Origin of the sequence: Sneathiella marina (genome assembly GCF_023746535.1) — a bacterium.
Lineage (GTDB): Bacteria > Pseudomonadota > Alphaproteobacteria > Sneathiellales > Sneathiellaceae > Sneathiella > Sneathiella marina.
The window spans coordinates 2,090,624-2,115,884 of sequence record NZ_CP098747.1; the positions used below are offsets into that span (position 1 = coordinate 2,090,624).

General features: G+C 45.2%; 20 protein-coding genes and 1 tRNA gene. 12 read left to right on the top strand and 9 right to left on the bottom strand.

The genetic code is table 11. The features are described 5' to 3' along the window. The first annotated feature begins 181 nt into the window (after nucleotides 1–181). The 3 genes from NBZ79_RS09950 to NBZ79_RS09960 all read left to right on the top strand — a co-directional run bounded on the left by NBZ79_RS09950 (nucleotide 182) and on the right by NBZ79_RS09960 (nucleotide 1,998). Nucleotides 182–436, top strand: a complete 255-nt coding sequence (locus NBZ79_RS09950) for a hypothetical protein (RefSeq protein WP_251932232.1) — start codon at nucleotides 182–184, stop codon at nucleotides 434–436. 89 nt (nucleotides 437–525) lie between these two features. Further along, nucleotides 526–1,152: an MlaC/ttg2D family ABC transporter substrate-binding protein gene (locus tag NBZ79_RS09955; RefSeq protein ID WP_251932233.1), complete on the top strand. Its 627-nt coding sequence runs from the start codon at nucleotides 526–528 to the stop codon at nucleotides 1,150–1,152. A 198-nt stretch (nucleotides 1,153–1,350) separates the two neighbouring features. Next, nucleotides 1,351–1,998 (top strand): tetratricopeptide repeat protein, encoded by a 648-nt coding sequence (locus NBZ79_RS09960; RefSeq protein ID WP_251932234.1) that lies wholly within the window; start codon nucleotides 1,351–1,353, stop codon nucleotides 1,996–1,998. Nucleotides 1,999–2,085: 87 nt separating this feature from the next. Here the strand turns inward: NBZ79_RS09960 and NBZ79_RS09965 are convergent. Further along, nucleotides 2,086–2,161 (bottom strand) — tRNA-Lys (locus NBZ79_RS09965). 282 nt (nucleotides 2,162–2,443) lie between these two features. Between NBZ79_RS09965 and NBZ79_RS09970 the strand changes: the two genes are divergently transcribed. Then, the gene (locus NBZ79_RS09970; RefSeq protein WP_420854602.1) at nucleotides 2,444–2,944 is read left to right on the top strand and encodes a peptidylprolyl isomerase; all 501 of its coding nucleotides are present in this window, start codon (nucleotides 2,444–2,446) and stop codon (nucleotides 2,942–2,944) included. Between the two features lie 46 nt (nucleotides 2,945–2,990). On the opposite strand, the gene NBZ79_RS09975 is transcribed toward NBZ79_RS09970, so the two are convergent. Together NBZ79_RS09975 and NBZ79_RS09980 are read right to left on the bottom strand one after the other, a co-directional pair. Beyond that, nucleotides 2,991–3,746 (bottom strand): glucose 1-dehydrogenase, encoded by a 756-nt coding sequence (locus NBZ79_RS09975; protein WP_251932236.1) that lies wholly within the window; start codon nucleotides 3,744–3,746, stop codon nucleotides 2,991–2,993. A 101-nt stretch (nucleotides 3,747–3,847) separates the two neighbouring features. Then, on the bottom strand, nucleotides 3,848–5,539 hold the full coding sequence (locus NBZ79_RS09980; RefSeq protein WP_251932237.1) for an ATP-binding protein: 1,692 nt from the start codon (nucleotides 5,537–5,539) through the stop codon (nucleotides 3,848–3,850). Between the two features lie 207 nt (nucleotides 5,540–5,746). Between NBZ79_RS09980 and NBZ79_RS09985 the strand changes: the two genes are divergently transcribed. Further along, complete coding sequence (locus NBZ79_RS09985; RefSeq protein ID WP_251932238.1) at nucleotides 5,747–6,493, top strand: DUF502 domain-containing protein; 747 nt, start codon at nucleotides 5,747–5,749, stop codon at nucleotides 6,491–6,493. Here the strand turns inward: NBZ79_RS09985 and recG are convergent. Beyond that, complete coding sequence (recG, locus tag NBZ79_RS09990; protein ID WP_251932239.1) at nucleotides 6,485–8,578, bottom strand: ATP-dependent DNA helicase RecG; 2,094 nt, start codon at nucleotides 8,576–8,578, stop codon at nucleotides 6,485–6,487. The two genes, NBZ79_RS09985 and recG, sit on opposite strands and share 9 nt — an antisense overlap. Nucleotides 8,579–8,730: 152 nt before the next feature. Between recG and NBZ79_RS09995 the strand changes: the two genes are divergently transcribed. Together NBZ79_RS09995 and mfd are read left to right on the top strand one after the other, a co-directional pair. Further along, nucleotides 8,731–9,009 (top strand): FAD assembly factor SdhE, encoded by a 279-nt coding sequence (locus tag NBZ79_RS09995; RefSeq protein WP_251932240.1) that lies wholly within the window; start codon nucleotides 8,731–8,733, stop codon nucleotides 9,007–9,009. Between the two features lie 4 nt (nucleotides 9,010–9,013). Beyond that, the gene (mfd, locus tag NBZ79_RS10000) at nucleotides 9,014–12,514 is read left to right on the top strand and encodes a transcription-repair coupling factor (protein WP_251932241.1); all 3,501 of its coding nucleotides are present in this window, start codon (nucleotides 9,014–9,016) and stop codon (nucleotides 12,512–12,514) included. A 9-nt stretch (nucleotides 12,515–12,523) separates the two neighbouring features. On the opposite strand, the gene NBZ79_RS10005 is transcribed toward mfd, so the two are convergent. After that, complete coding sequence (locus NBZ79_RS10005; RefSeq protein ID WP_251932242.1) at nucleotides 12,524–13,168, bottom strand: DsbA family oxidoreductase; 645 nt, start codon at nucleotides 13,166–13,168, stop codon at nucleotides 12,524–12,526. A gap of 68 nt (nucleotides 13,169–13,236) precedes the next feature. Further along, nucleotides 13,237–14,541 (bottom strand): diguanylate cyclase domain-containing protein, encoded by a 1,305-nt coding sequence (locus NBZ79_RS10010; protein ID WP_251932243.1) that lies wholly within the window; start codon nucleotides 14,539–14,541, stop codon nucleotides 13,237–13,239. A gap of 176 nt (nucleotides 14,542–14,717) precedes the next feature. Between NBZ79_RS10010 and NBZ79_RS10015 the strand changes: the two genes are divergently transcribed. Next, complete coding sequence (locus NBZ79_RS10015) at nucleotides 14,718–15,485, top strand: SDR family NAD(P)-dependent oxidoreductase (protein WP_251932244.1); 768 nt, start codon at nucleotides 14,718–14,720, stop codon at nucleotides 15,483–15,485. Between the two features lie 21 nt (nucleotides 15,486–15,506). Further along, a complete protein-coding gene (locus NBZ79_RS10020) occupies nucleotides 15,507–16,766 on the top strand; it encodes a flavin-dependent oxidoreductase (protein WP_251932245.1) in 1,260 nt (419 codons plus the stop codon). A 2-nt stretch (nucleotides 16,767–16,768) separates the two neighbouring features. Here the strand turns inward: NBZ79_RS10020 and NBZ79_RS10025 are convergent, their stop codons facing one another. Next, complete coding sequence (locus tag NBZ79_RS10025; RefSeq protein WP_251932246.1) at nucleotides 16,769–17,380, bottom strand: NADPH-dependent FMN reductase; 612 nt, start codon at nucleotides 17,378–17,380, stop codon at nucleotides 16,769–16,771. A gap of 124 nt (nucleotides 17,381–17,504) precedes the next feature. Here NBZ79_RS10025 and NBZ79_RS10030 point away from each other — a divergent pair, with 124 nt between their 5' ends. Beyond that, a complete protein-coding gene (locus tag NBZ79_RS10030) occupies nucleotides 17,505–17,978 on the top strand; it encodes an L-2-amino-thiazoline-4-carboxylic acid hydrolase (protein ID WP_251932247.1) in 474 nt (157 codons plus the stop codon). A 16-nt stretch (nucleotides 17,979–17,994) separates the two neighbouring features. On the opposite strand, the gene NBZ79_RS10035 is transcribed toward NBZ79_RS10030, so the two are convergent. Continuing rightward, complete coding sequence (locus NBZ79_RS10035) at nucleotides 17,995–19,713, bottom strand: tryptophan halogenase family protein (protein WP_251932248.1); 1,719 nt, start codon at nucleotides 19,711–19,713, stop codon at nucleotides 17,995–17,997. A gap of 326 nt (nucleotides 19,714–20,039) precedes the next feature. Between NBZ79_RS10035 and NBZ79_RS10040 the strand changes: the two genes are divergently transcribed. Further along, nucleotides 20,040–21,176, top strand: coding sequence for an efflux RND transporter periplasmic adaptor subunit (locus NBZ79_RS10040; protein ID WP_251932249.1), 1,137 nt, complete (start codon nucleotides 20,040–20,042; stop codon nucleotides 21,174–21,176). 3 nt (nucleotides 21,177–21,179) lie between these two features. Then, complete coding sequence (locus tag NBZ79_RS10045; protein ID WP_251932250.1) at nucleotides 21,180–24,329, top strand: efflux RND transporter permease subunit; 3,150 nt, start codon at nucleotides 21,180–21,182, stop codon at nucleotides 24,327–24,329. Between the two features lie 4 nt (nucleotides 24,330–24,333). Here NBZ79_RS10045 and NBZ79_RS10050 read toward each other — a convergent pair whose 3' ends face one another. After that, nucleotides 24,334–25,152, bottom strand: coding sequence for an SGNH/GDSL hydrolase family protein (locus NBZ79_RS10050; protein ID WP_251932251.1), 819 nt, complete (start codon nucleotides 25,150–25,152; stop codon nucleotides 24,334–24,336). Nucleotides 25,153–25,261: the final 109 nt, after the last annotated feature.

Below are 25,261 nucleotides of genomic sequence, written 5' to 3' on the forward strand. Positions count from 1 at the left end.
TTCTCATTAAGATCATTGCCTTATCTAAAATTTGTGTTGCTGGGTGCGAGCACCATCTGCAATATCGACTAGAATATTTTAGTCTCGTTAGGAGTCTAGTTACGCTTTTCTTGTATAGCTAACGCTATGCGTTGCTACATCCGCCCGCTTGGGCGATACGGCATAAATCAAAGGAAAGCAGATGACTGACAAAATCCAAATGAATGTACGTGTCACAATTGGGCAAAAAGATGTTTTATCCAAAGTACTGGATATATTGCGAGATGATGGCAATGGTGAACGCGTTGAAGATCTGGAAAAATGGTTATCTGGTTTTGCAAATCTCAAAAATGGTGACCTTGAAAAAATAATAGCGAAACGCGATGAGCGGATCTTTGAAATTGAAGAGCGGCTGGCCAAACTAGAACAAAAAATGTTGAAACAGAGGCCAAATTAACAGAACTACTTGGCAATTTTCATTATTAGCTTCAAAATGCAGTTCAGGAAATTATTTTTGGTTCACGTGTCCTAACGAGGGAACAGTTGTTGACCGTTTTTCGTACCGTATTCTTTTGTACTTTCAGTTTGCTCCTTGTTCAGGTATCGACTGTGGTTGCAATCGCAGGAGATAGATCTGACCGCGCTGAACAGCTTATTCTGGACTTATCTGAACAAGCAAAATTAATTCTTTCCACGACTGAAGACACATTGTCAGAACGCGAAATTCATTTTGTCAAGGCGATTGAGGGCGACTTTAGGTTTGATGTTATCAGCGAGATTGTCATCGGTCCAACCTGGCAAACATTGAGCAGCACCCAACGAAATTTATTCATTGACCTGTTTAGTGATTTTTATCTTCAGGCTTATGGGAGCCAGCTGGGTGGATATCCTGGAGATAGATTTGATATTCTATCCTCATCTGAAAACGGATCTCGAGACAGTTTTGTTAAAACGAAATTGAACCGCCCTAAGCGAACCTCTGTTACGCTTCTATGGCGGGTACGTGAATTTGAGGGAAAACCTTACATTATTGATTTAGTGATTGACGATATTAGTGTTGCATTGAGCCATCGGGAGCATTTTGATGGCGTGTTGAAGGACGACGGGATCGAAGGCGTCATTACTTTATTGACTATCCGGGCTGAAAGATTGTCTGCGCAGCCTCTCTATTAGGAATTCTGAGTTATGAGCAGTAAAATCCATGGATATCATGCCACCGGCTTTAATAGGGCTATAGCGGGGGTTGCTGTCGCTTGTGCCGTTACATTTATGATGCTGTCATCGACGTTGGCCAGACAACTGGATTTTGAGGCCGGATGGTCCCATTACCAACAAGGACGGTTTGTCGAGGCGTTTGAAATATGGGAACCGTTGGCTGATGCAGGGAATGCCCAAGCCCAGTTCAATCTGGCTGTTCTGTATGAGGAAGGGCGAGGGGTGGATGCAGATCCCAGCAAAGCGGCATATTGGAACACCCGTGCTGTTGAATCAGAATATCCTCCAGCTCTTCATAATTTTGCTTTGTCACTTTTGGCTGAAAAGAGGAATGTTGAAGCAATAAACTATCTACGCCAAGCCGCAGAAAAGAACTTTGCAGCCTCTCAATATACACTCGGTAAAATACATCAATTTGGAATCGGAGTCCCTGAAAACCCGGATCTTGCATTTCAATATATTGAGAAGGCAGCTAAATCCGGTTTGGTAAAAGCACAATACAATCTTGGAAAAATGTATCGAGACGGCTATGGCATCAATGTCGATGACACCGCCTCAGCCCTTTGGTTTGAGATGGCCGCCGATCGCGGCTACAGCAAAGCGCAAAACAGTATTTCCAGCAAGTACGGAATGGGCCAAGGCGTCACACGAGATGACGTACAAGCTTTAAAATGGGCTATTCTTGCCGCCAGGAGCGGAATTAAAGGTGCAATTCAGAAGGAAGAATATTTTCGCGCCAGAATGGACGCGGAAAAAATTCAAAAAGCTGAGGCATTGGCTGAAAACTTTAAAAAGAAAAAATAACGTAATCCCGTCGGTATGAAATACCGGTTTACGCTAAATTCGCTTGTTTCCCTTATTGGAAAACATTTTACTTCTATGGAAATGAAATGGTGAGCCCGACAGGATTCGAACCTGTGACCCGCTGATTAAAAGTCAGCTGCTCTACCAACTGAGCTACGGGCCCACAATGTGAGAAGTTCATTGCCAACAAAGACCTTAATATAAAAAGAACCGTCGCAATGCGGCTGCAACATAGGCACCCAGAACAATATGGTCAAGCTTCGTTTTTGTTTTTTTTATCTGCTATAAAAAAAGACGTTAATTTGCTAAATAGTCAGTATACTACAACCATGCTTTTATTGGTCAAAATGGGAATAACCCCGTGCTACGCGTAAATATGAGGAATAGTATGTTGTTGAACAAATTCTCAAAAATTTCATTGATCCTTGCGTTTATAGGTATTCTGATGATCCCACAGAAATCAAGCCAGGCAGCTGACTTGGAAAATACCTTATATCTTGATTTAAAATATGGCCGCGTCGTTATAGAGTTGCTGCCAGACATTGCCCCGCAGCATGTCGCGCGAATAAAAGAACTAACGAGAGAAAAATTTTACGATGGAATCAAATTTCATCGCGTCATAGAAGATTTTATGGCGCAAACAGGAGACCCCACTGGAACGGGTAGAGGAGGCTCCGGTCGAAAATTACGATCAGAATTCTCAAACATACCCCACGAAAGGGGTGTCGTTTCCATGGCACGATCCCAATCTCCGCATAGCGCAGACAGCCAGTTCTTTATTGTTACCGCCCAATCGCATTTTCTGGATGGAAAATATACGGTTTGGGGACAGGTGACCGAGGGGATGGAATTTGTTGATATGATCAAGAAAGGTATTGGAAAAAGCGGAATTGTCCGTGATCCTGATATTATTGTTCAAATGCAAGTTGCTGCAGATGTGAAATAACATCTATACCGGGTGCCAAGGCACCCGGTATCCATTCTGTCGAAGCCTAGATACAACGCCCTCCATCGACTTCAAGTGCGACACCTGTAATGAAAGAAGCATCGTCAGAGGCGAGCCATAATGCCGCGTGAGAAAGATCTCTTGGCGTGTTTTCTCTGCCTAGCGGAATACTTGAGACAAACTTGTCCCGAATTTCCTGAGTGTCCGTTCCGCCCATAAATTCCACGGCCATTGGCGTATGCGCAAATACCGGACAGAGTGAATTCACCCTTACCTGTTGCGGAGCAAGTTCAATGGCCATCGATTTGGACATTGTTACGACAGCACCTTTACTGGCATTGTACCAAGTTAGACCAGGGCGGGGACTTAGGGCTGCGGTTGAGGCAATATTTATTATGTTCCCCCCGTTAGCTAGCATATGGGGAACGATTGCCTTAGTTGTAAGAAAGATACTTCTCACATTTACGTCGAAGATCTTTTGAAAAGTATCGTCATCGACATCAAACATGGATCCGGCGCGTTGCGGCATTCCAGCGTTATTGACTAAAATATCAATCTTTTGAAAATTACGTAGTGTTTGCTGCGCGAGCTCTTCAACATCACTTGCGTTGGTAACATCTGCTGTATTGCTTACGGCAATATTTCCCTGGTCCGTTATTGCCTTCGCGACTTTTGCGGCCGCTTGAGCGTTAATATCGCTTACGACGACCTTGGCACCCTCTGCGGCAAACAATGTTGCCATTGCTTCACCAAATCCTGAACCCGCGCCTGTTACGATAGCAACTTTATCTTGTAGCCTCATACTTTCTTCCCCTTATTTTTGAAAAGGATATTCGGCTGAATGGCATTAAATGGCAATAGGTATGTCAGGGATACAGGGCGAATATCAAAATTGGGCTATGTTTATGCTGCTTTTTGCCGAACGCGTGATTTTGGCAAGGTAAGGCACACAATAGTACCTGAACCATATTCACTTTGTAGTTCAAGTTTGCCGTCGTGCATTTCCGCAAGATTCTTTGATAACGGTAACCCCAAGCCCGTGCCTTGATATTTTCGATTATGCTCGCTGTCGATTTGTACAAAAGGTGTTAGCGCTTTTACAATATCATCATGTTTAATACCGATACCGTTATCCGTGACGCTGATTTCAAGACCTGATTCATCGGGTATTTTGACTGAAGTGATAATACGTCCACCAGACGGTGTAAATTTTATCGCATTGGAAAGTAGATTTATAAGAATCTGCTTAAGCATTCTTCGATCGCCAAAAACCTGCGGCAACAACGGATCAAACTCGAGTTTAATATTGATATCGTTATCGATAGCGCGCTGCTGGGTCAAACGAACACATTCTGTAACCAGCATATCTATTTCAATGTCTTCTTCATTAATGCCTTGTTCTCCAGACTCAATTTTCGAGAAATCGAGAATGTCATTAATCAGTTCAAGCAGGTGATTACCACTGTCATGAATATCCTGGGCGTATTCAAGATACTTGGGTGATCCTACCTCTCCGAATAACTGGCTCTTAATCACCTCGGAAAAGCCTATTACCGCGTTCAAGGGCGTTCGGAGTTCATGGCTCATATTGGCGAGGAACGTTCCTTTGAGCTGGGAAGCATACTCTGCTTCTTCTTTTGCATGTTCGAGAAATTCTTCGATTTGAACCTGTGATGAAATATCACGTATAATCAATTGAAGAGCTTGTCGTTCGCCATACATCAATACAGAAGCTTCTACTTCCACGTCAGTTTGGTCACCGTTTTTAACAATTACTTTTGTTTTCTCCGCCGTCAATGTTTCCCCAGACGTCATTTTTTCAGCACTGCCAAAATAGGCAGATAATCTCTCCATGTCTGAGAAAGGAAAAAAGGGCCGTATATGTGTGCCTATTAAATCGTGCTGACTTTCAGCTTTGAACATTTTAACAGCTGTATTGTTTACGTACAGAATAATACCATCTTGATGTGCAACAATTGAATCTGGCGACAGCTCAACCATTCTGCGATAGCGATCCTCATTCTCCCTCATCGCTTTTTCAGACAAGCGACTGGACGTGACATCTGTTGATGTAGATATAAAGCCACCTTGGGGACTTGGATTAAATGTAATTTCTACGATCTTGCCATTTTTAAAGGTGCGATCAATCTTTCTTGTGGTGCCCGATTGTGCATCTTTTAAACACAGATCAATAAATTTATCTTTACTGGAGCCTGCCGACCGATACTTGTCATAGTTTATTGCCAGCAAGTCTCGAAAATGAATGGGGCCGGTAACCTGGCTCTTTTCAATTTCCATAATGTCGAGGTAATTTTCATTCCATCTCAAAAGATTCAAGTTTTCGTCAAAAACACATATTCCAATAGGCAGGTTTTCCATTACTATATCGAATAGAGTGCCAGATGATTTTTCAGGAACGACAAGAGTAGTCATTTTCTCCCAGAAAATAAGACTGTAGAACAGTGTTGCTATCAATACTCCAAGAAGCAGGAAAACTGCAACTGAAGGGGCAATCCAACCCATCGAAAATGAGAGTATGAAAAGCGAAAATAACAATCCTGGCCAGATCAGCCTATTTACATTTGTGGTTGTCATATCAAACGAAAATTTTCTCAGAAGTTGATAACTTTAACTGGCTCCAATCATAGAAAAACATTGTTAATAGGAGGTTTACGAGACGATTTTATCAAGTTTAAAGAATTCGTAAGACGACCGGGCCTGTTAATGTTATTGTCCGCGCGCTTAAACTGCTTATATAAGCGAGAGTTCGGTTCCGGGTGAATGAGGAATGAAGACAAGGCTATGAAGAAAAAAACGACTGATACAGATGATCTTGACGCGGAAAAAAAGCCGATTCTGGTTGCTCCGGCACCGAAAGTTGGCTTGTTTGCGCGGCTACGTACATATTTTTTAACAGGTATTGTAGTTACTGCTCCGATCGCGATCACCATATACCTGACATATGTTTTTGTCTCATTCGTGGATGCAAACGTAACACCGTTAGTTCCGGTTAAATACAATCCGGAAACCTATTTGCCGTTCAGTATTCCGGGTTTAGGTGTTTTTATTGCCGTTTTTGTTCTCGTTTTAATTGGCTTTCTAACGGCAAACTATTTAGGTAGGGCATTTCTTGTTTTTGGCGAGCGAATTGTCGGCCGGATGCCCATAGTACGTTCCATATATAATGCCTTGAAGCAAATTATGGAAACCGTCCTTGCCCAATCAAGTACATCATTTCGCGATGTCGTGCTTCTTGAGTACCCGCGAAAGGGTATATGGGCAGTTGCTTTTGTGACGAGCCAGGCTAAAGGTGAAGTCGACGCCACAAGAGACGAAGACATGATTAGTATATTTATGCCGACAACACCCAATCCGACATCCGGCTTTCTTCTTTTCGTGCCTAAAAGTGACTTGAAATACCTTGATATGACGGTGGAAGAGGGTGTTAAGCTGGTCATCTCAGCTGGTATGATCTGGCCGGAGGATTTACCGAGCAAGAACAAAGAAACACAAAAGAACCAAAGTGGTCAGGATAAATTGTTATCCTGAATTCAAATATTTAATAGCGTTGTCTCTTTCAAATAGATACAGCAGAACCCGTAGCGCCTGACCCCGGTCTGTTGATAAGGTTTCATCTTTTTCTAATATCAGGCGCGCATCATCCCGAGCAATCGACAATAGGCGAGAATGCGATTGTAAATCTGCGAGCCTAAAGACCGGGAGCCCGCTTTGCCGTGTACCTAGCAATTCACCGGCACCGCGCAATCTTAGGTCTTCTTCGGCAATTTGAAATCCGTCTTCTGTTTCACGCATAATAGCAAGCCGGGCTTTTTGCGTTTCGCCTAGTGGTGACACATATAACAGCAGGCAACTCCCGGGAAGCCCGCCACGGCCCACGCGGCCTCGCAGTTGGTGCAATTGTGCCAAGCCAAACCGTTCCGAATGCTCAATGATCATTACTGTTGCTTCTGGCACATCCACACCAACTTCAATTACTGTGGTCGCTACAAGTATTTTTATCTCTCCGGACATAAAGGAGTGCATTGTTTCGTCTTTGAGATCGGATTTCATGCGCCCATGGATTAGGCCGACTTGATCACCATAGAGATGTTTTAGATATTCAAATCGTTCTTCAGCGGCAGCCACTTCCAGTACTTCCGATTCCTCCACTAACGGACATACCCAGTAAATTCTTTCACCTGTTTGTAGCTTCCGGCTTAAGCCTTCTGCAACAGAATCCAGTCTTTCAATACTCAACGCGCGCGTATCAATTGGCTTCCGGCCTGGTGGCTTCTCTGCAATAATGGAAACATCCATATCACCATAAGCCGTTAGGGCCAGCGTTCGTGGAATGGGTGTCGCCGTCATAACGAGAACGTCTACACCGCCGTTCTCCTTTCGCCCTTTATCACTTAAAGCCAATCTTTGGTGGACCCCGAAACGGTGCTGTTCATCAATGATCGCAAGGCCTAAATCGTAAAACGCAACATCTTCCTGAAATAGCGCATGGGTTCCAATAACCAAATTAACAGTGCCACTGGCCAAATCAGCAAGTATTACATCCCTCTTTTTTCCCTTTAGGCGTCCTGTAATGAGAACACAATTTAAGCCTATCTGGGTTGCCAACGGTTCTATCGAAGCAAAATGCTGACGCGCCAGTATTTCAGTAGGGGCCATAATAGTTGCCTGAGCGCCTGCTTCGACCGCGCGTATCATGGCAAGCAAAGCAACGGCTGTTTTCCCGCTTCCGACATCTCCCTGTAAAAGGCGAAGCATTCTATGGGGAGCCCCCATATCAGAAATGATTTCATCTAATGCCGATTCTTGCGCCGAAGTTAGCGAGAAGGACAAAGCTTTTCTTACTTCCTTGAGCAAAGCGCCATCGCCATGAAGAGCTCTGCCCGGTTTACGTTTCATACTTCTTCGAACCAGTTCAAGTGCCAATTGATTGGCAAGAAGCTCATCATAAGCTAACCGTTCTCGGGCGGGGTTTGTTCGGTCAAAATCCGCTTCGGATGTCGGCGAATGTGCTTTAACAATACTCTCTTTCCATTCCGACCAATCTTCCCGCAATAATAGCGGCTGATCGTTCCATTCGGGTAAATCAGGCAGAGATGGAAAAATCTGGCGGTTAGCTTTTATGAATGTTTGGTTCGTCAACCCTGCCGTCAGTGGATAAACAGGCTCAAACAATGGAATGGAGCTCTCTTCGGCCAGAGTCGCAATGTGATCAGGATGAGTCATTTGGTACGCGCCGTTAAAATCCTCCAATTTACCACTTATCTTGCGTTTCTCACCCTCGGGTAGTTGCCGTCTTAAATAGTCTTCTCGTCCATTGAAGAAAACCAGTGTCAGGTTTTCCTCACCGATTAAACAGTTTATCCGATAGGGCGCCCGGCGATTACGTGATGGGATATGTTTCAGGACATCGACAACCAAGAGAACTTCCCGGTCCACAAATTCCGGAGATAGCATTTCAAGATTTTCGCGCGTAACCAATCCTGTTGGTAAATGCCACGTCAGATCAATTAAGTTCGGTCCGGCGGCCTTTTCAATAAGTTTACTAAGCCGCGGGCCAATTCCGGCTAATTTGTTCACTGGATTGAACAAGCTGAATAAAATTTCTGGCCGCAATGTATATTCCTAACTTGTATTTTATATATTGTGAAATGCGGGAAGGGGGAGGTCAATGCAACAGTCAAAAAATATTGAATTTTGTCACTTCCTGCTGACAGTAAGAAAAAGACAGGCTATATCCATTTAATCATTCAATAAGAGTTCACCATATGATCGAAGATATTAGCATTCGCCGCAGACGACTCATCCATCGATCCCGATATACAGGGATGAAAGAGACAGATATTCTCTTAGGGGGATTTGCCAACAAATATGTGGATGAATTTTCAGATAAAGAACTGGATATTTATGAGGCACTTTTAGCTGCCGGTGACCCTAATATTTATGTCTGGGCCGTGGGGAGAGAGCCTGTTCCGGTAGAATATGATACTAATGTCATGACTTTACTTAAAAAATTCAGCCAGTTTGACCATAGGGTTACGCCGTAATTTAATGACCTCGCCTTTGTTTTCGCAGATCTGCTCCCGAATTTCCGAACTTGCTTCTCAGAAAAACAGTTTTTCTGTTGAATCTGTTCCGGAAGGTTATGATGCCTATTTGCTGTCCAAACTCATTGAATCCTCTGAAAAAGATATCCTCTATGTGTTGAGAGAAGATGTTCGTATGGCTTCGACAGAGGCCGCCCTCAAGTTCTTTAATCCAACTGTCGAAGTCGTCACTTTCCCGGCATGGGATTGCCTGCCATATGACCGGGTCTCTCCTAATCCGGAAATTGTCGCGCATCGGATGACGACTTTGGGGCAAATGCGAGAAATTGACAGGGGTCCTCGGGTTTTTCTCACGACAATCAATGCGATCCTGCAACGCGTACCGCCAATTGAGATGGTTGTGAACAGCCTTCTGAATATTAAAATTGGTGATAGAGTAAGCCTGCCGGACTTGACATCTTACTTGATTTCAAACGGGTTCTCTCGCATCGGGACAGTCATGGAGCCCGGTGAATTTGCCGTTCGCGGTGGTTTAATCGACATTTTTCCGCCAGGAAGAGAAAACCCGGTACGTTTGGATCTTTTCGGTGAAAAAGTGGACTCCATCAGAACCTTTGATGCCTTGTCCCAGCGTTCGACGGAAAAGATTGTATCGCTTGAATTCACTGCCGCATCGGAGTTTTTGCTAAATGATGACGCGGTCAGCCGTTTTCGCACCGAATATCGGTCGCATTTTGGTACGGTTACACAAGAAGATCCATTGTATGAAGCCGTCAGTGAAAAACGGCGGCATGCGGGCATGGAACATTGGTTGCCATTGTTTCATGAGGGCATGGCAACTGTTTTTGATTATTTGCCGGACGCACAGATTTATCTGGATCATTTAGTCGAGGAAGCCCTCGAGGCTCGTCTGGATACAATTTCGGATTATTTCGAGAGTAGGAGAGACGCCGCGCCAACCATGGGAGCGGATTATAAACCTTTGCTCCCAAATACTCTTTATTTGGATGCGGAAGAATGGAAGGAAAATATTGGCCAAAAAAGTTTATGCCAGTTCACTCCTTTCAGATCAGGCACAATAGCGAACGACGTTATTGACGCAAATGGCAGTCTCGGGCGGGATTTTGGCCCGGAACGAAATTTGCCTGACACCAATATTTATGAACATGTAAAAAAGCATATTATTGAAAAGATTGGGGAGAACAAACTCGTTATCCTTACGCATTTTTCCGAAGGATCCAGAGCTAGAAATCTCACGGTTCTGGCTGACCATGGAATAGAGCCGGTTCAAAAGGCCGACAATTTTTCTCAAATTCAGTCGGGCCCCAACATTCCGGTTTTATCTGTTCTCGGGTTGGAAAAGGGATTTGAGACACCTGAACTAACAATCATTGGCGAGCAGGATGTACTTGGTGATCGGCTAGTTCGACCCCGCAAACTTTCACGCCGAAACGAAAATTTTATTGCTGAAGCCTCGCAGCTTTCTCCCGGCGATTACGTCGTCCATATGGATCATGGAATTGCACAATATGAGGGCCTGACGACAATCGATATCTCAGGCGCTCCCCATGATTGCGTAACGTTGCTTTACGCTGGCGGTGATAAAATATACCTGCCCGTGGAAAATATCGAAATGCTGTCGCGTTATGGCGGCAGTGATATGTCGGCGACGCTTGATAAACTTGGTGGATCCGGGTGGCAGGCACGCAAGGCAAAGTTGAAGAAAAAAGTCATGGAAATGGCTGATCAATTGATCAAAATCGCGGCGGCACGTCAACTTCGTAAAGCTGAGAAACTAATACCCGCTGAAGGATTATACGCCGAATTTTGCGCCGGATTTCCATTCGAGGAAACCGATGATCAACTTAAAGCGATTGATGATACCCTGACCGACATGGGGACAGCCAAAGCCATGGACCGCCTCATTTGCGGCGATGTTGGGTTTGGAAAAACGGAAGTTGCCCTGCGGGCAGCGTTCACCGCCGCAATGGCCGGCAAGCAAGTTGCTATTGTTGCGCCGACCACACTTTTGTCACGACAGCATTACAAGGGATTTGTGGACAGGTTCAAGAACCTCCCCGTAAATATTGGCCAATTGTCAAGGATGGTCACGACAAAAGAAGCGAACCTCACCAAGGCCGGCTTGTCTGCTGGAACTGTCGACATTGTTATCGGCACTCATGCATTGCTTGGTAATTCCGTGAAGTTTAAGAATCTGGGTTTGGTCATTGTTGACGAAGAACAGCATTTTGGTGTTGTCCATAAAGAACGCCTGAAGGAAATGCGGGCAGACCTGCATGTACTTACCCTGACTGCCACGCCAATTCCTCGTACTCTTCAACAAGCAATGACAGGTATTCGTGATTTATCGATTATTGCAACTCCTCCGGTTGACCGTTTGGCAATTCGCACATTTGTCCTTCCGTTTGACCCGGTAGTAATCCGTGAAGCTTTATTGAGAGAGCATTATAGAGGCGGCCAAAGTTTTTTTGTATGCCCCCGATTAAGTGATTTGAAAGAGGTTGGCGAATATCTCCGCGAACATGTACCTGAAGTGAAATACGTTACGGCTCACGGACAATTGCCTGCAAAAGAGCTCGATACAGTCATGAACGCCTTCTATGAGGGTGCTTACGACGTACTTGTTGCCACAAACATCGTTGAATCCGGCCTTGATATACCCTCCGCCAATACTTTGATTACCTATCGGGCGGACATGTTCGGCCTTGCGCAGCTCTACCAAATCAGGGGGCGTATCGGGCGGTCTAAAACACGTGCCTATGCCTATCTAACGCTTCCGCCCCGCAAACGATTGACGGATGCGGCTGAAAAACGGCTACGCGTATTGCAATCGCTGGATACCCTGGGCGCCGGATTTACACTTGCAAGCCATGATCTTGATATTCGGGGTGCCGGCAATCTACTGGGAGATGAACAATCAGGGCATATTAAGGAAGTTGGCTTTGAATTGTATCAGCAAATGCTGGAAGAAGCAGTGGCTGCCGCCCGGGAAACCGAGCTTGGTCACGATGTCAGTCAAGCTGATGACAAATGGTCACCCAGTATCAATATCGGTACATCGGTTTTGATTCCCGAGCATTATGTTGCTGATCTTAGCTTGCGAATGGAATTGTATCGACGAATTGCAGCTCAGGAAACGGCGGAGGAAATTAACGCTTTTGCTGTCGAGCTTGTAGATCGTTTTGGACCGTTGCCTGATGAAGTCAATCACCTGATAGAAATCATGACAATCAAACATTTTTGTCGGACGGCAAATATTGAAAAGATTGAAGCGGGACCAAAAGGGGCCGTTTTGTCCTTCCGTGAGAATAACTTTGGTAATCCCGGTGGTCTGGTTGCCTTTATTTCAAAGCAGCCTGGAGCGACAAAAATCAGGGGAGATCATAAGCTCGTCCATACGCGGGATTGGAAACACCCGGACGACAGGCTCAAAGGTGTCTTGTGGCTTGCTCAAAACCTAGCGAAAATTGCTAATGCCGCTTAATCCGAAATTCTAGCTGCCATCCTTGGCCTGATCAGCTTCTACTTGATCAAAGGCAGCCAGAAAGGCCGCGGGGTCTTGCGCTCCTGAAAGGGCATATTTGTCATTGATTATAAAGAAGGGAACGCCTGAAACTCCCATCTGGCGCGCCATCTGATCCTCTTGACGAACGGTTTCAAGATCAGCATCTTTTTCCAAAAGGTCTTTCACCAAATCCTGGTCCATACCAGCTTCGGTTGCCGCCGCGATTAAAACCGCTCGATCCCCAAGATCTTCTCCATCAATAAAAAACCGCCTAAAGAGGATTTCCGCCATAGCATCCTGGCAACCAGCCGACTCGGACCAACGCAGCAGTCGATGAGAATCCAAGGTATTGGGAGATCGTTCGATTTTATCAAAATTAAAGGGAATATCGACCGCATCACCCGCCATTTTTACATTGGCATATAGTTCCTTGGCCCGCTCATGACTGCCAAATTTTTGTGCGATGAATTCTTTACGATCTGCGCCTTCAAGAGGCATATCGGGGTGAAGTTGGAAAGGTCGCCAGGTAATCTCGACATCCATATCCGGACGCTGAGCCAATGCTTTTTCCAATTTACGCTTGCCGATAAAACACCATGGGCAAACCGTATCTGAGACTATGTCAATTTTCATAGAACTAACATAGGAAAGCTCAGACCCATAAACAAGCTTAAATTGGAATGATCAGTCTAAATTGAATCTTAAGCCGCTTGTTCGTCTTTTTGTTCATACAGGAAACCCCGGGTCAGGATTTCTTCCAGTGCTTCATTTGGCTCTGCTTCAGCAAGACCAAATTCTAGTTCCACTTTTATCGGAACAGAGGCACCTTTGAGGGCAAATTCAGTATTCCGGATTACACCGACAAGGCGCCGCAGTGCAATATTCGCCTCTTTCTCCCGCGTACCCGGGAGTGCCACGACAAAATGACCGTTCTCATATCGTCCACAAAAATCTTCACCTCGAACCAGGTAAAAAATCGCCGATCCTACTTGTCGCAAGAGTTGATCACCAGAGGAGAATCCGTAACTGGAATTGACCGCTTCCAGATTAGTGATTTTCAAGCTGGCGACAGACATAGTTTTCTTCCGCTGATCATGCTCTGCCATCATTTTCGGAAGATGTGTCTTCATGAACCCAAACGAGTACATATCTGTCGGTCCATCAGCAAGAGGATGCGGCTTGGTTACACGGAATAATTTCTGCATGGCTGATCGATATCTATATTGCAAAATCTGGACAGTCGCACGGTTGATCAGCGTATCCATTTCAGTTTCATGAAGAACTATGTCGGAAACACCGTGTATATAGGCAGCTTCTCTATTCTCAGCGTTTTCAAGGACCATGATCATGGGTAAGTTATAAAATCGACTATCGCTTCTAATTTCGTTGGCAAGCCGTAAGTTTCGATCTCCGTGACCGGTGCCAGACAATATCACAGCATCAAACTCTTGTTTTCGTAGCTCTTCAATGGCTGTTTCCGGGTCTTTCAAAATCTGAATTTTCGCCCGGCAATCCAATCTAAGAAGTATATTGCCCAGAATTAGACTTTTGTTTCCGATTATCAGAATATGTGTATCGGAAATGTCGTCATAGGGTTTCTCTAAGTCGCTAAGATCAATGCCATAAGTTTCTGTCGAGAGGATGCGCCGATGCAGTTCTTGCTGCATATTTTCAAGCCTGACGAGCGACGAAACACGAGAGAGGAGTTCCAGGTCACAATATCCAGGGGACAATGTGGATGCATGGCACTGAACATCCGTTTCCCCAATTACCAGTATGGAAAAGCCGTTTAAATCGGCGAAACTTGCAATATGTTCAATATTAACATTTGCGGTATTATGTTCGCTATCAACAATGAGCAGATCAAAAGCTTCTTCGCCGATTTTTCCATCAAGCATTTTCGAAAAAGAAATGTAACGACACAAATACCCAGCTTTGCTCAAAGCCGGGCATAGTTCAGATTGGTCATTGTCTGTTACAATCAGCAAATTAGCGATATAAGGCATTAATCGTGTCTCCGATTTTGTCGAACGCCCAGTAAACCTGAAAAAAATTAACAATTTGTAAGGACTAAACGGTACCTGGCATAAGCATATCGTAAAATGAACCTTGATTTTGGTGACAAGAGCATAAATCATGCAAACAACAACAATTATAAATCCAGTAATTAATGGAGGCGTCCATGACTTCCCAACATCAATTGGCGGGTAAACATGCCCTTGTAACCGGTGCGTCATCAGGCCTCGGATGGCAATTTGCATTAACTTTGGCAAGAGCCGGGGCCAAGGTCTCGCTGGCAGCGCGAAGTGTGGACAAGCTTGAATCACTCGCGAGGGATATCCAGTCATTCGATGGTCGAGCTTTGCCGGTTCGGATGGATGTAACAGATGTCGACAGTATAAATGCTGGCGTTGCTGTTTCAGAAACTGAATTGGGGCCCATTGATATTCTGGTTAATAATTCCGGCGTGAGTGCTCAGAGTCCGTCAGAGAAAGTTACAGAAACAGATTTCGATTTCGTCATGGATACCAATGCCAAAGGTACTTTTTTTGTCGCACAAGCCGTTGGTAAAAGCATGATAAAACGCGGAGAAGGGGGCAAGATAATCAATATTGCATCTGTCGCTGCGAACCGTGTTCTTAAACAAAACATCGCTTATTGTATGTCCAAAGCTGCTGTTAAACACATGACGAAAGCCCTCGCAGATGAGTGGGGAAGATATAAAATTCGTGTTAATTGCATCAACCCGGGATATATCGTGACCGGCCTCAACCAGGACTACTGGGAAACTGATTCCGGGAAACGACTCATCAGTAAACTCCCTGGACGGCGGGTCGGCGAGCCGAACGTGCTGGACGGAGCTTTGTTATTGCTCGCCGGTTCAGGGTCAGATTTTATGAATGGCTCCATTCTGGAAGTCGATGACGGTTTGACAGTTTCAGGATTTTGAGAACATTGAGAGAGTCGGCTTATGAAACAGGGTGAAAAGAACGGCATAATCGTCGGAGGTGGCTTGGTTGGCCTGACTGCAGCGCTTGCACTCCATCAAAAAGGCATAGCTGCTCAAGTATTTGAAAGTGTTGAAGAAATTAAACCCCTCGGTGTAGGGATAAACCTGTTACCGCATTCTGTCGTTAATCTTTCCAAATTGGGTTTGCTGGATGATTTGAGAAAAGTAGCGATCGAGACGTCTAGCCTGGCTTACTTTAGTGCTGACGGAAAAACGATCTGGAAGGAACCGCGGGGATTGGCTGCGGGATATGAAGTGCCGCAATTTTCCATTCATCGGGGCGATTTCCACATGATATTGCTTGAGCATGCACGGCAACGTTTGGGGGCGGAAAACATAAAATCGGGGCATCATTTCGCCGATTTATCGCAATCGAACGAGAATGTAACAGCAACTTTTATCGATCGAAAATCTGGCGATGAAAAAGCACGAGTAACTGGCGATTTCCTGATCGGGGCAGATGGAATAAACTCGACTCTTCGTCAGCATTACTACCCCACCGAAGGCGCCCCAAAATATTCCGGCCAAATGCTCTGGCGCGGTGTTACTGAGATGGACCCATTTCTTGATGGCCGGTCCATGTTTATGGCTGGTCACAATGATTTGAAGTTAGTGGCATATCCAATCAGGAAAGAAAGTGCCACCCGCGGAAAATCGTATATTAACTGGATTGCCGAGCGGCGTATGCCTTCTGATCTTGCTGAACGGCAAGGAGACTGGAATGAACTTGGCTTACTCGGTGAATTTCAAGGTGAATTTTCCGATTGGGATTTGGGCTGGCTGGATATTCAAGAGCTATTTGAAAACGCAATATCAATTCACAAATTTCCGATGATTGATCGAGACCCTTTGCCGAAATGGAGTTTTGAGAGAGTAACATTAATGGGGGATGCGGCCCATGCCATGTATCCCAACGGTTCAAACGGAGTATCGCAAGGCGTGCTGGATGCCTTAACCTTTACTGATATTTTAGCCTCCTCTTCAAATATTACGGAGGCATTGCAAGCATATGAAAGAGCGCGTCTGGAACCAACATCAAAAATTATATTGGCAAACCGGCAAACAGGGCCGGAGCAAGTCATGCAGATGGTTCATGAAACATGTTCGGGGCATTGCGGACCTGTGCATTCCTGTATTTCACGAACTATTTTGGAAGATGTCGCTTTGAAGTATAAAAAACTAGCGGGATTTGATCGGCAAAGTTTAGCGCCGTCAAAGTAATGTTACATTCCATGTTTGTAAGTCGCGAGATTTTGCACTTTTTCCCTGACTGGCGCCATGGCTATCGCTGTTTCAACTAGAAACTCCAAGGAATAGTTCAATCTATTGGTCATGTTGACGTCCAGTTTCGTCGGGGGCTCTTCGACGAAAAGGCTTTCAACATGGCGTAAAATCACATGATCAGGCAGCCACCACAGAAAATTGTTTTTATAGCCGCTCATGCGAAGTTCCGCGACCGGGTAGGCTCCGCCGAACCCTGAACTCACGCCAATCAGAAGGCCGGGTTTATGGGCTAGTTCTCCGCCATCGCACATAAGCAGGAAATTCTTTAAGTGGGGAGGGGCCATGCCCGCCCATTCCGGAGAAATCACGATAAAGCCATCACATTCCTTCAGCCGACTGGAAAACGGTTTCCATAAGTCAACCAAGCTACTGTTAGATTGCCATTTTTCCTCGCTCCATAATGGCAAATTCATATCCCGAACAGAAAATAAATCAACGGAAACATTAGCTTGCAGGTTATTTATAAGAGAGTGAACAAACTCGGCTATTCTACCAGATTGTGATATTTTACGGTTACTTCCTATTATAATACCAATTTTAGTGGCAGTCATGGACCTCTCCAAACAGACAAAACATTGAGACGATTTTACATTCTACTATAGTAGTAACTAAGCGAGCCTGGCATTACTTTCGATATCAAAGTAATATTAAAGAGCAAAAACAAATGAGGAAACTATGAGTAAAACTGATCTTCCTATCCTGGAGCAGCGCAGAATTGAAGCTAATATAATTAAACCAATATTCGAGGAGATGGTTGCTGAACTCGGCGCGGATAAGGCAAAAGACATTTTGGGAACTGCCATTCGAAAAGATGCCGTGAAGCAAGGCAAAGCTTATGCCGAAAGCCAGGCAGAGCCAACATCCTTGTCAAGCTTTCACTCGTTGTTACCCCAATGGACTGCCGGCGGCGCGTTGGAACTTGATATATTAAAAGAAACGGAAGATGCCATCGATTATAATGTGACCAGGTGTCGCTACGCCGAAATGTATAAAGAAATGGGCCTATCCGAAATTGGACATCTTTTATCCTGTGGTCGGGATGGCACTTTTTGCAATGGCTATGATCCGAAAATCAATCTTGAACGCACCCAAACGATTATGCAGGGCGCATCCCATTGCGATTTTCGATACACCGTTAAACCAGAATAGTGTCGCGTTGAAAGCCCTACAATATATTCGAGCCTGATAAATCCTCATCATCCTTGTCTTTTTTCGCAAACTTAATAGTCGGTTTCATTGCGGCGGTACCAAAATTTACAGTTGCCTGAGATCCAGGCGTTCCGACAGTTGGCTGATATCCTTGGAAACCGCCGAATGATACACCAGTACTCGCAATGGGTTCCGGTGTCTCACCTCGAAAACTTCGCAATAATTCATAGTGATTTGGTAATTTCGACAATATTCGATTTTCATGAACATCAGTTTCCGCCATTCTGCGGTCCCAATCAGGTTTAGAGATAAACCGTTCGGCCGGAAATTTAACGCCGTCAAAATAGCCTTTCGAACCCAGGACCAGAAGATAACTGGAATTTTCAAATAAAAATGAACGGTCAAAATCCGTCGTGACAGGCATCGTGTGCTTGAAATCATCAAGTCTGGTCCGCAAGCTGTCAGGGATGACCATCTCTTCTCGCGCAACCCTCCAATACTCGCTATCTTGTCGGTTGTTGGCGCAATAGTGCAGGATGATGAAATCTCGAATATCTTCCATCATCCTTTCAGTATCATCATTAAATCGTTTGGCCAGGCCCGGAGCGAAATTTTTATCGGGGAAATTGACCATCAGCAGTTTCACGAAATTATCAATCATATAAATGGCTGTGGATTCCAATGGCTCGATGAAGCCGGCGGACAATCCAATTGCAACACAGTTTTTCTCCCAGGCCCGATCCAATCGTCCAACACGAATAGGAATGGCCCTCGGTTCTGCATCTTTTCCATCTTCACCAAGGTGAGATAGAAATTCCACCGTTGCTTCTTCATCTGTTCTGAAATTATTGGAAAAGACATAGCCTGTACCAATTCTATTATAGAGCGGGACTCGCCACACCCATCCTGCGCCCAAGGCAGTTGACGTCGTGCAGGGCTCGATATTCTCCAAGTCTCGATGTGGAATTTGAACAGCAAGGGCTCGATTGTTCAATAGATATTTGCTGTAATCGTGAAAAGGGACTTTCAATACCTGGTTTATGATGACGCCGCGAAAGCCCGTGCAATCGATCACAAGTTCTACCGGACGGCGCCCTTGACGCTGCAATTGCAGTGCCGAGATGAAACCACGGTCATCTTGCTCAACATCATCAACATCATCGAGCACGTGATTTACGCCACGTTCAATGGATACTTCTTTTAAAAATTCTGCAAAACGCCCAGCGTCGAGATGGTAAGCATAATTTAGGTGTTTTTCATAATCGCCGTGATCCAAACCCTTTGGTCCGAGCTTCTTCTCAATGGCTGCAACGCAGACGGAAAAACATTGGTCAATATTTTCCCTGCCGGGTGGACCGCCATATTTGTGAAAATGATAAGCTGGATTTTGACCTGCTAATTGTGAATCAGTTGTTTCAAACGGGTGATAAAACGACGTTGCTTGTCCATTGGCATCATGATTCCAATTGGTAAACCGAACGCCAAGCTTGAAGGTCGTATTACATCTCTTAAAAAACTCTTTTTCAGAAATACCCAGGCTTGCCAAAAGCGATACCATGGTTGGCACTGTGGCTTCACCGACACCGATGGTCGGCACATTTGGAGATTCAATGAGTGTTATTTTCGTTGGTTTTTCTTCTGACCTTAGATTCATATATCGAACAAGGAATGCTGCCGTTAGCCAGCCCGCAGTTCCACCGCCAACAATAGTAATCTCGTCAATCTGGTCGCCCATCTTATCTACTCCAAATTACATCAGACACAGCTGGATCCAATATTCTAAGAGGTTCCAATAATTCTGCAATGAATTGTTCGACAGTAAAGTTTTCTTTTCTAATACTAAGGTTGTTTGACATCGAAACCTGGGAATATTTCGTAGTATTTACGTAAATGCCTGGAAATGAATAAAATCCAAAATTAAAAATCCAGCCATTCTCTGTGATTAAAATAAAGTAATACTAATGTTATGGATAATGTCACTTACCATGATCGGAGAATTAGGTTAGCCTAGCAGTAATATTGATACTCGACCCTGACAAAAATTTCTTGCAGAGAACAAAAATGCTTACAAAACACTTTCTTTTCTTCCCCTTCGCAGCACTCTTGCTTTTGTTAATCTCTGCCTGCGATGACAAAGCAGCAACCACTCAGAAATCAGCGCCACTTGTCGGTGTAACCACACAGGTAATATCGAAGAAAGAAACGACGCAGAACATCACTTTTGTTGCCAGGGTTGAGGCTATTGATCGATTTGATGCGGTTAGCCGGGTGGAAGGTTTTATTACAGAAAAGAACTTCACCGATGGCGAATACGTTGAAGCTGGAACAAAACTCTTTCAAATTGAAACTGCACAATATCAAAATGATATTGATAGAATAAAGGCAGAAATAGAGGGCGCCAAGGGCACGCTAAAAGAAGCGCAGCAGAATTTGGCTCGTGCCAATGAGTTGATAAAACGAGGAAATATCAGCGAGGCGAAGCGGGATGAGTATCTTGCGACTGCAACTAACGCGACGGCAAATATTAAAAAGCTTAAAGCGGATCTCAGTCAGGCGGAGCTAAATCTTTCCTACACGACAATTTCTACACCAATACCCGGCCGGATAGGTAAAACCGAAATAACGATCGGTAACCTGGTAAATTCTTCCAGCGGATTATTAGCGCAGGTTTACCGCTTTGACCCAATTTATGTCTCTATTGCGGTCAGTGAAAAGGATTTATTGGAATATCGGAAAACCCATTCCGAAGGGAGCGCGGAACAGCTGAAAATTACCCTCCAGATGTCTGATGGTGATGAGTATGACCATACGGGGACAATCAATTTCGTTGACAACAAGGTTGATCCGACAACGGATACAATTACGGTTCGAGCGACCTTTCCTAATCCGGACAGAATTTTATTTCCGAACCAATATGTAACGATGAGCTGGGATACTCTTGAATCACAAGAGGAGTTACTGGTTCCTCAAGTTGCAGTGCTTGAAAATCAGGCAGGACGTTATGTCCTTGTTGTTGGTGATGAGGACCTGGTAGCGGTAAAAAATATACAGATAGGCCGAAAAGTTGGCGAGGATTTTACAGTTAAGAACGGGCTTGCCGAAGGTGATAAAGTAATTGTTGAAGGGCTTCAAAAGGTGAGGCCAGGACAAAAAGTAGCGGCAAAAAACGCTCCATCCACAGATACATCTAAGGATTAAGCCGTGTTTTCAGCCTTCTTTATAACCCGCCCAAAGTTTGCATTTGTTATTTCTATTGTGTTGACCATTGTAGGCTTGATCGGCCTCAAGGCATTACCGATTGAGCAATTTCCGAACATTACGCCACCCGTTGTGCAAGTTACGACCAGCTATCCCGGAGCCAATGCACAAGTCGTGATCGATACTGTCGCCTCAGTTATTGAAAGAGAGGTAAATGGCGTCGACAACATGATCTATATGTCGTCCACAAGTGACAATAACGGGGGGTATTCTCTAACTGTAAGTTTTGAAATTGGCACTGATCCGGACATTAACACAGTGAATGTCCAAAACCGTGTGGCACAAGCTCTCTCTTCATTGCCCGAAGATGTCACCAGGCAAGGCGTGGTAACGCAAAAGCAGTCGACCAGTATGCTGTTGGTGGTCAATCTGGTGTCACCCAAAGGGACCTATGATCGGTTGTTTTTGTCAAATTATGCGGCCATCAACGTTGAAGACCCATTGAAACGGACCAATGGCGTCGGAGATGTCAGTCAGTTCGGCCAACTTGATTACAGCATGCGGATTTGGTTAGACACCAATCGCTTAGTCGGATTTGGGTTAACGGCAACAGATGTTGCCAATGCAATTAGAAGTCAGAATATACAGGCATCGGCCGGCCAAATCGGTGCACCGCCTTTTGATGGACCTCAGCAGCGGCAATATACCCTTGAAGCGAAAGGCCGGCTCAATTCGGTAGAGGAATTTGAAAATATTATTATTCGAGCCAATTTAAACGGCTCAACCGTGCGTATCAAGGATGTTGCGAGAACAGAAATATCGGCACAGTATTTTACCTCTACCGCACTGGTGGATGATGCTCAGCCGACAGCGATGATTGGCATATACCAGTCACCTGGTTCTAATGCACTTGGAACAGCAGATGCTATTTACAAGGAAATGGATTTACTGGCAGAGAGGTTCCCGGAGGATTTAGAATACGAGATCCTTTATGACACGACAGATTATGTCCGCGTTTCAATCAAGGAAGTGGTTGTGACATTGTTCCAGGCTCTGGCACTTGTCTCCATCGTAACCTTCCTTTTCCTCGGTGATTGGCGCGCAGCACTCATCCCGCTTATTGCCATACCTGTGTCACTGGTCGGTACTTTTGCCTTCCTTTTACTCTTCGGAATGACCATTAACACTATCACTCTGTTTGCCCTAATTCTGGCAATCGGACTGGTCGTTGATGACGCCATTGTTGTTGTTGAGAATACCCAACGATTGATTGACGATGAAAACATGTCGCCGCCAGAGGCGACCCGCAAAGCGATGCTGCAAATTACCGGGCCAGTTGTTGCAACCACCTTAGTGTTGCTCGCCGTGTTTGTTCCAACGGGTTTTCTTCCGGGTATAACCGGCGTTTTATATTTACAATTTGCGGTAACCATATCTGTTGCCGTACTTATTTCATCTATCAATGCTCTTACGTTAAGCCCCGCTCTGTGTTCGTTGCTCCTGCGGAAAAGGCTTGGTCCCCCTAAAGGATTTATCGGCTGGTTTTTCAAGATCATCGACTATTGCCGGGAAAAATACGGATCTCTGGTTTCCTTAATCGCCCGACGGATCATTCTAACGATCATTCTCATGGGCTTGACCCTTGCGCTTGGTTACAAGCTCGGCACCAGCCTTCCAACCGGATTTGTTCCATCCGAAGATCAAGGTGCTTTTATGGCGGACATCCAGCTGCCTGCGGGTGCCTCCCTCAACCGAACGGAAGAGGTGATGGAAGACGTGCGTAAGATAATCCTGGATACACCGGGTGTGACCAACGTTCTATATGTAAGTGGTTTTAGTCTCCTTGCCGGGGCCGGTTCCAACGGCGCGTTAGCCATCGGTATCCTGGAAGACTGGGATGAACGGGAAGGTGACGAGAAAAGCCTGAAAACTATTCTGACCTCTATAAATCAACAGTTCGCCGCTATTCCAAATGCAAATGCTGTGGCATTTAACGTGCCACCGATTCCAGGGCTTGGTACGTCTGGTGGCTTTGAAATGGAACTGCAGGATCTTGCAGCACGATCGCCGCAAGAACTTCAATCGGCCTTGGGCGGATTGTTAATCGCCTCAAACCAAGACCCCGTCGTTTCGCGGGTGTTTAGTCGGTATAACGCCAACTCTCCGCAGCTCTTTATCGATGTAAATCGCGATAAAACAGAAGCTCTGGGCGTTCCAATTTCGGAAGTCTTTATGACATTGCAGGCAAATTTGGGCTCGCTTTATGTCAACGATTTCAATTTGTTCGGTCGTGTATATCGCGTAATGATTCAAGCTGAAGCAGCGGACCGGAGTGATATTGAGGATATCGATAAGCTCTATGTGCGCTCGGACACCGGTAACATGGTTCCGATTACTTCGCTCATTGACGTGGAGCCGAGCGTCGGCCCACCCTCTATCAGCCGTTATAATCTTTATCCGTCCGCCAGCGTTAGCGGATCCAGCTCTCCAGGATACAGCTCTGGCCAGGCCATTCAAGCTATGGAAAAACTGGCTTCGGAAACACTTCCTGAAGGCTACGGCGTGTCATGGACCGGCACAACGTTTCAGGAAATCAAGTCAGCCGGGCAAACCGCGTCGATTTTTGGCCTTGCGATCTTGTTCGTATATTTATTTCTCGTTGCGCAATATGAAAGCTGGTCCATACCTGCACCGGTCATCCTTTCGGTTTCCGTGGCAATTGTCGGTGCAATGCTGGGAGCGACAATTGTCGGGTTGCCGCTCAATATATATGCACAAATCGGGCTGGTGTTACTGATTGGCCTGGCCAGCAAGAATGCCATTCTTATTGTTGAATTTGCCAAAGAACTCAGAGAAGACGGACACAGCATTTTTGATGCAACTGTCGAAGCCTCCAAATTGCGGTTCCGCGCGGTGATGATGACTGCCTTCTCCTTTATCCTCGGTGTATTGCCTTTGGTGTTTGCAACGGGGGCAGGGGCCGCGGGCCGGGTTTCTCTTGGTGTGATCGTTTTTACCGGTATGTTGGCGGCAACACTCATCGGTATAATCTATATTCCGATCCTTTATTACCTGTTCCAGACAACGCGAGAGCGCGTGAAGTCCATTGGAAAGAAATCACCTGATTTACCTGAGACGGGAGAAGGAAAATAGGGCATCAGTCAGCCATTGACTGAAGAGTATCCCGTTGCGTCCAACGCCATTTGTTGCTGGTGGACAACACGACCTTGTCTGTAATGCTTTGGATCTCTTTCGCAATTGAAAGCGGGACTGTTTTGGGGACTTTGGTGTCGGTACAGGGTCGTGCAAAAAAAGTCGAGTAAAATACACAGGCCGCGAGATAGGTCCCGATGACGTTTGGGTGAATATCATCGGAATATATCTCGATCCCGGGATGTTTTAGCCGAAAAAACTCCCACGCTTCCCCAACAGGCGCAACATCGGATTTATTGATTTTCGCCAATCTTAGATATGCTCTATTGACCCTTTTTTGCATCCCACCATAGCTGTTAAGGTCAGATGAAATATGGGCGTTTCCAGGATCACCTTTTTTTCGGGCCATGGTCATATAAAATACAATTACAGCAGATGGATTACTTTTTCGGGCTAATTCAACAAGTTTTTTAGCCGGAGCGTAAACGTATTTTTTAAGCTGTTTCTCTGCAAATCCGGGATATTGGCTTTGCTCCTGCAAAACAATGAAATCCCAAGTGCCCTCCATCAGCTCATCCAAGACTTTCTTGTTTTGCGCATGTTGAATTAAGCGACTGCCGCCGGGTGTAATTGATTGGTAGTCCATCTTGCGCTCGCCCGTATCGGCAATTTCGGAAATCATTTTCGGTAAATCGTTCGTATAGGTCAGGCTGTTCCCGATAAACAAAACGCGTGTTTTCTGCTTTGGTACTGAAATGTACTCAGAGTAAAAGTAATAGGTCCCGGTCAGGACGACGATTAATAGAAACACATATCTTGCCATCGGATGAGTCTATATATAGCCAATTGAAAAATCGTAAATTTATCGGCATCAGATATTACACTTGCCCCAAATACGAGAAATTGTTATATGGGAAATGCCTGAGGTCAAC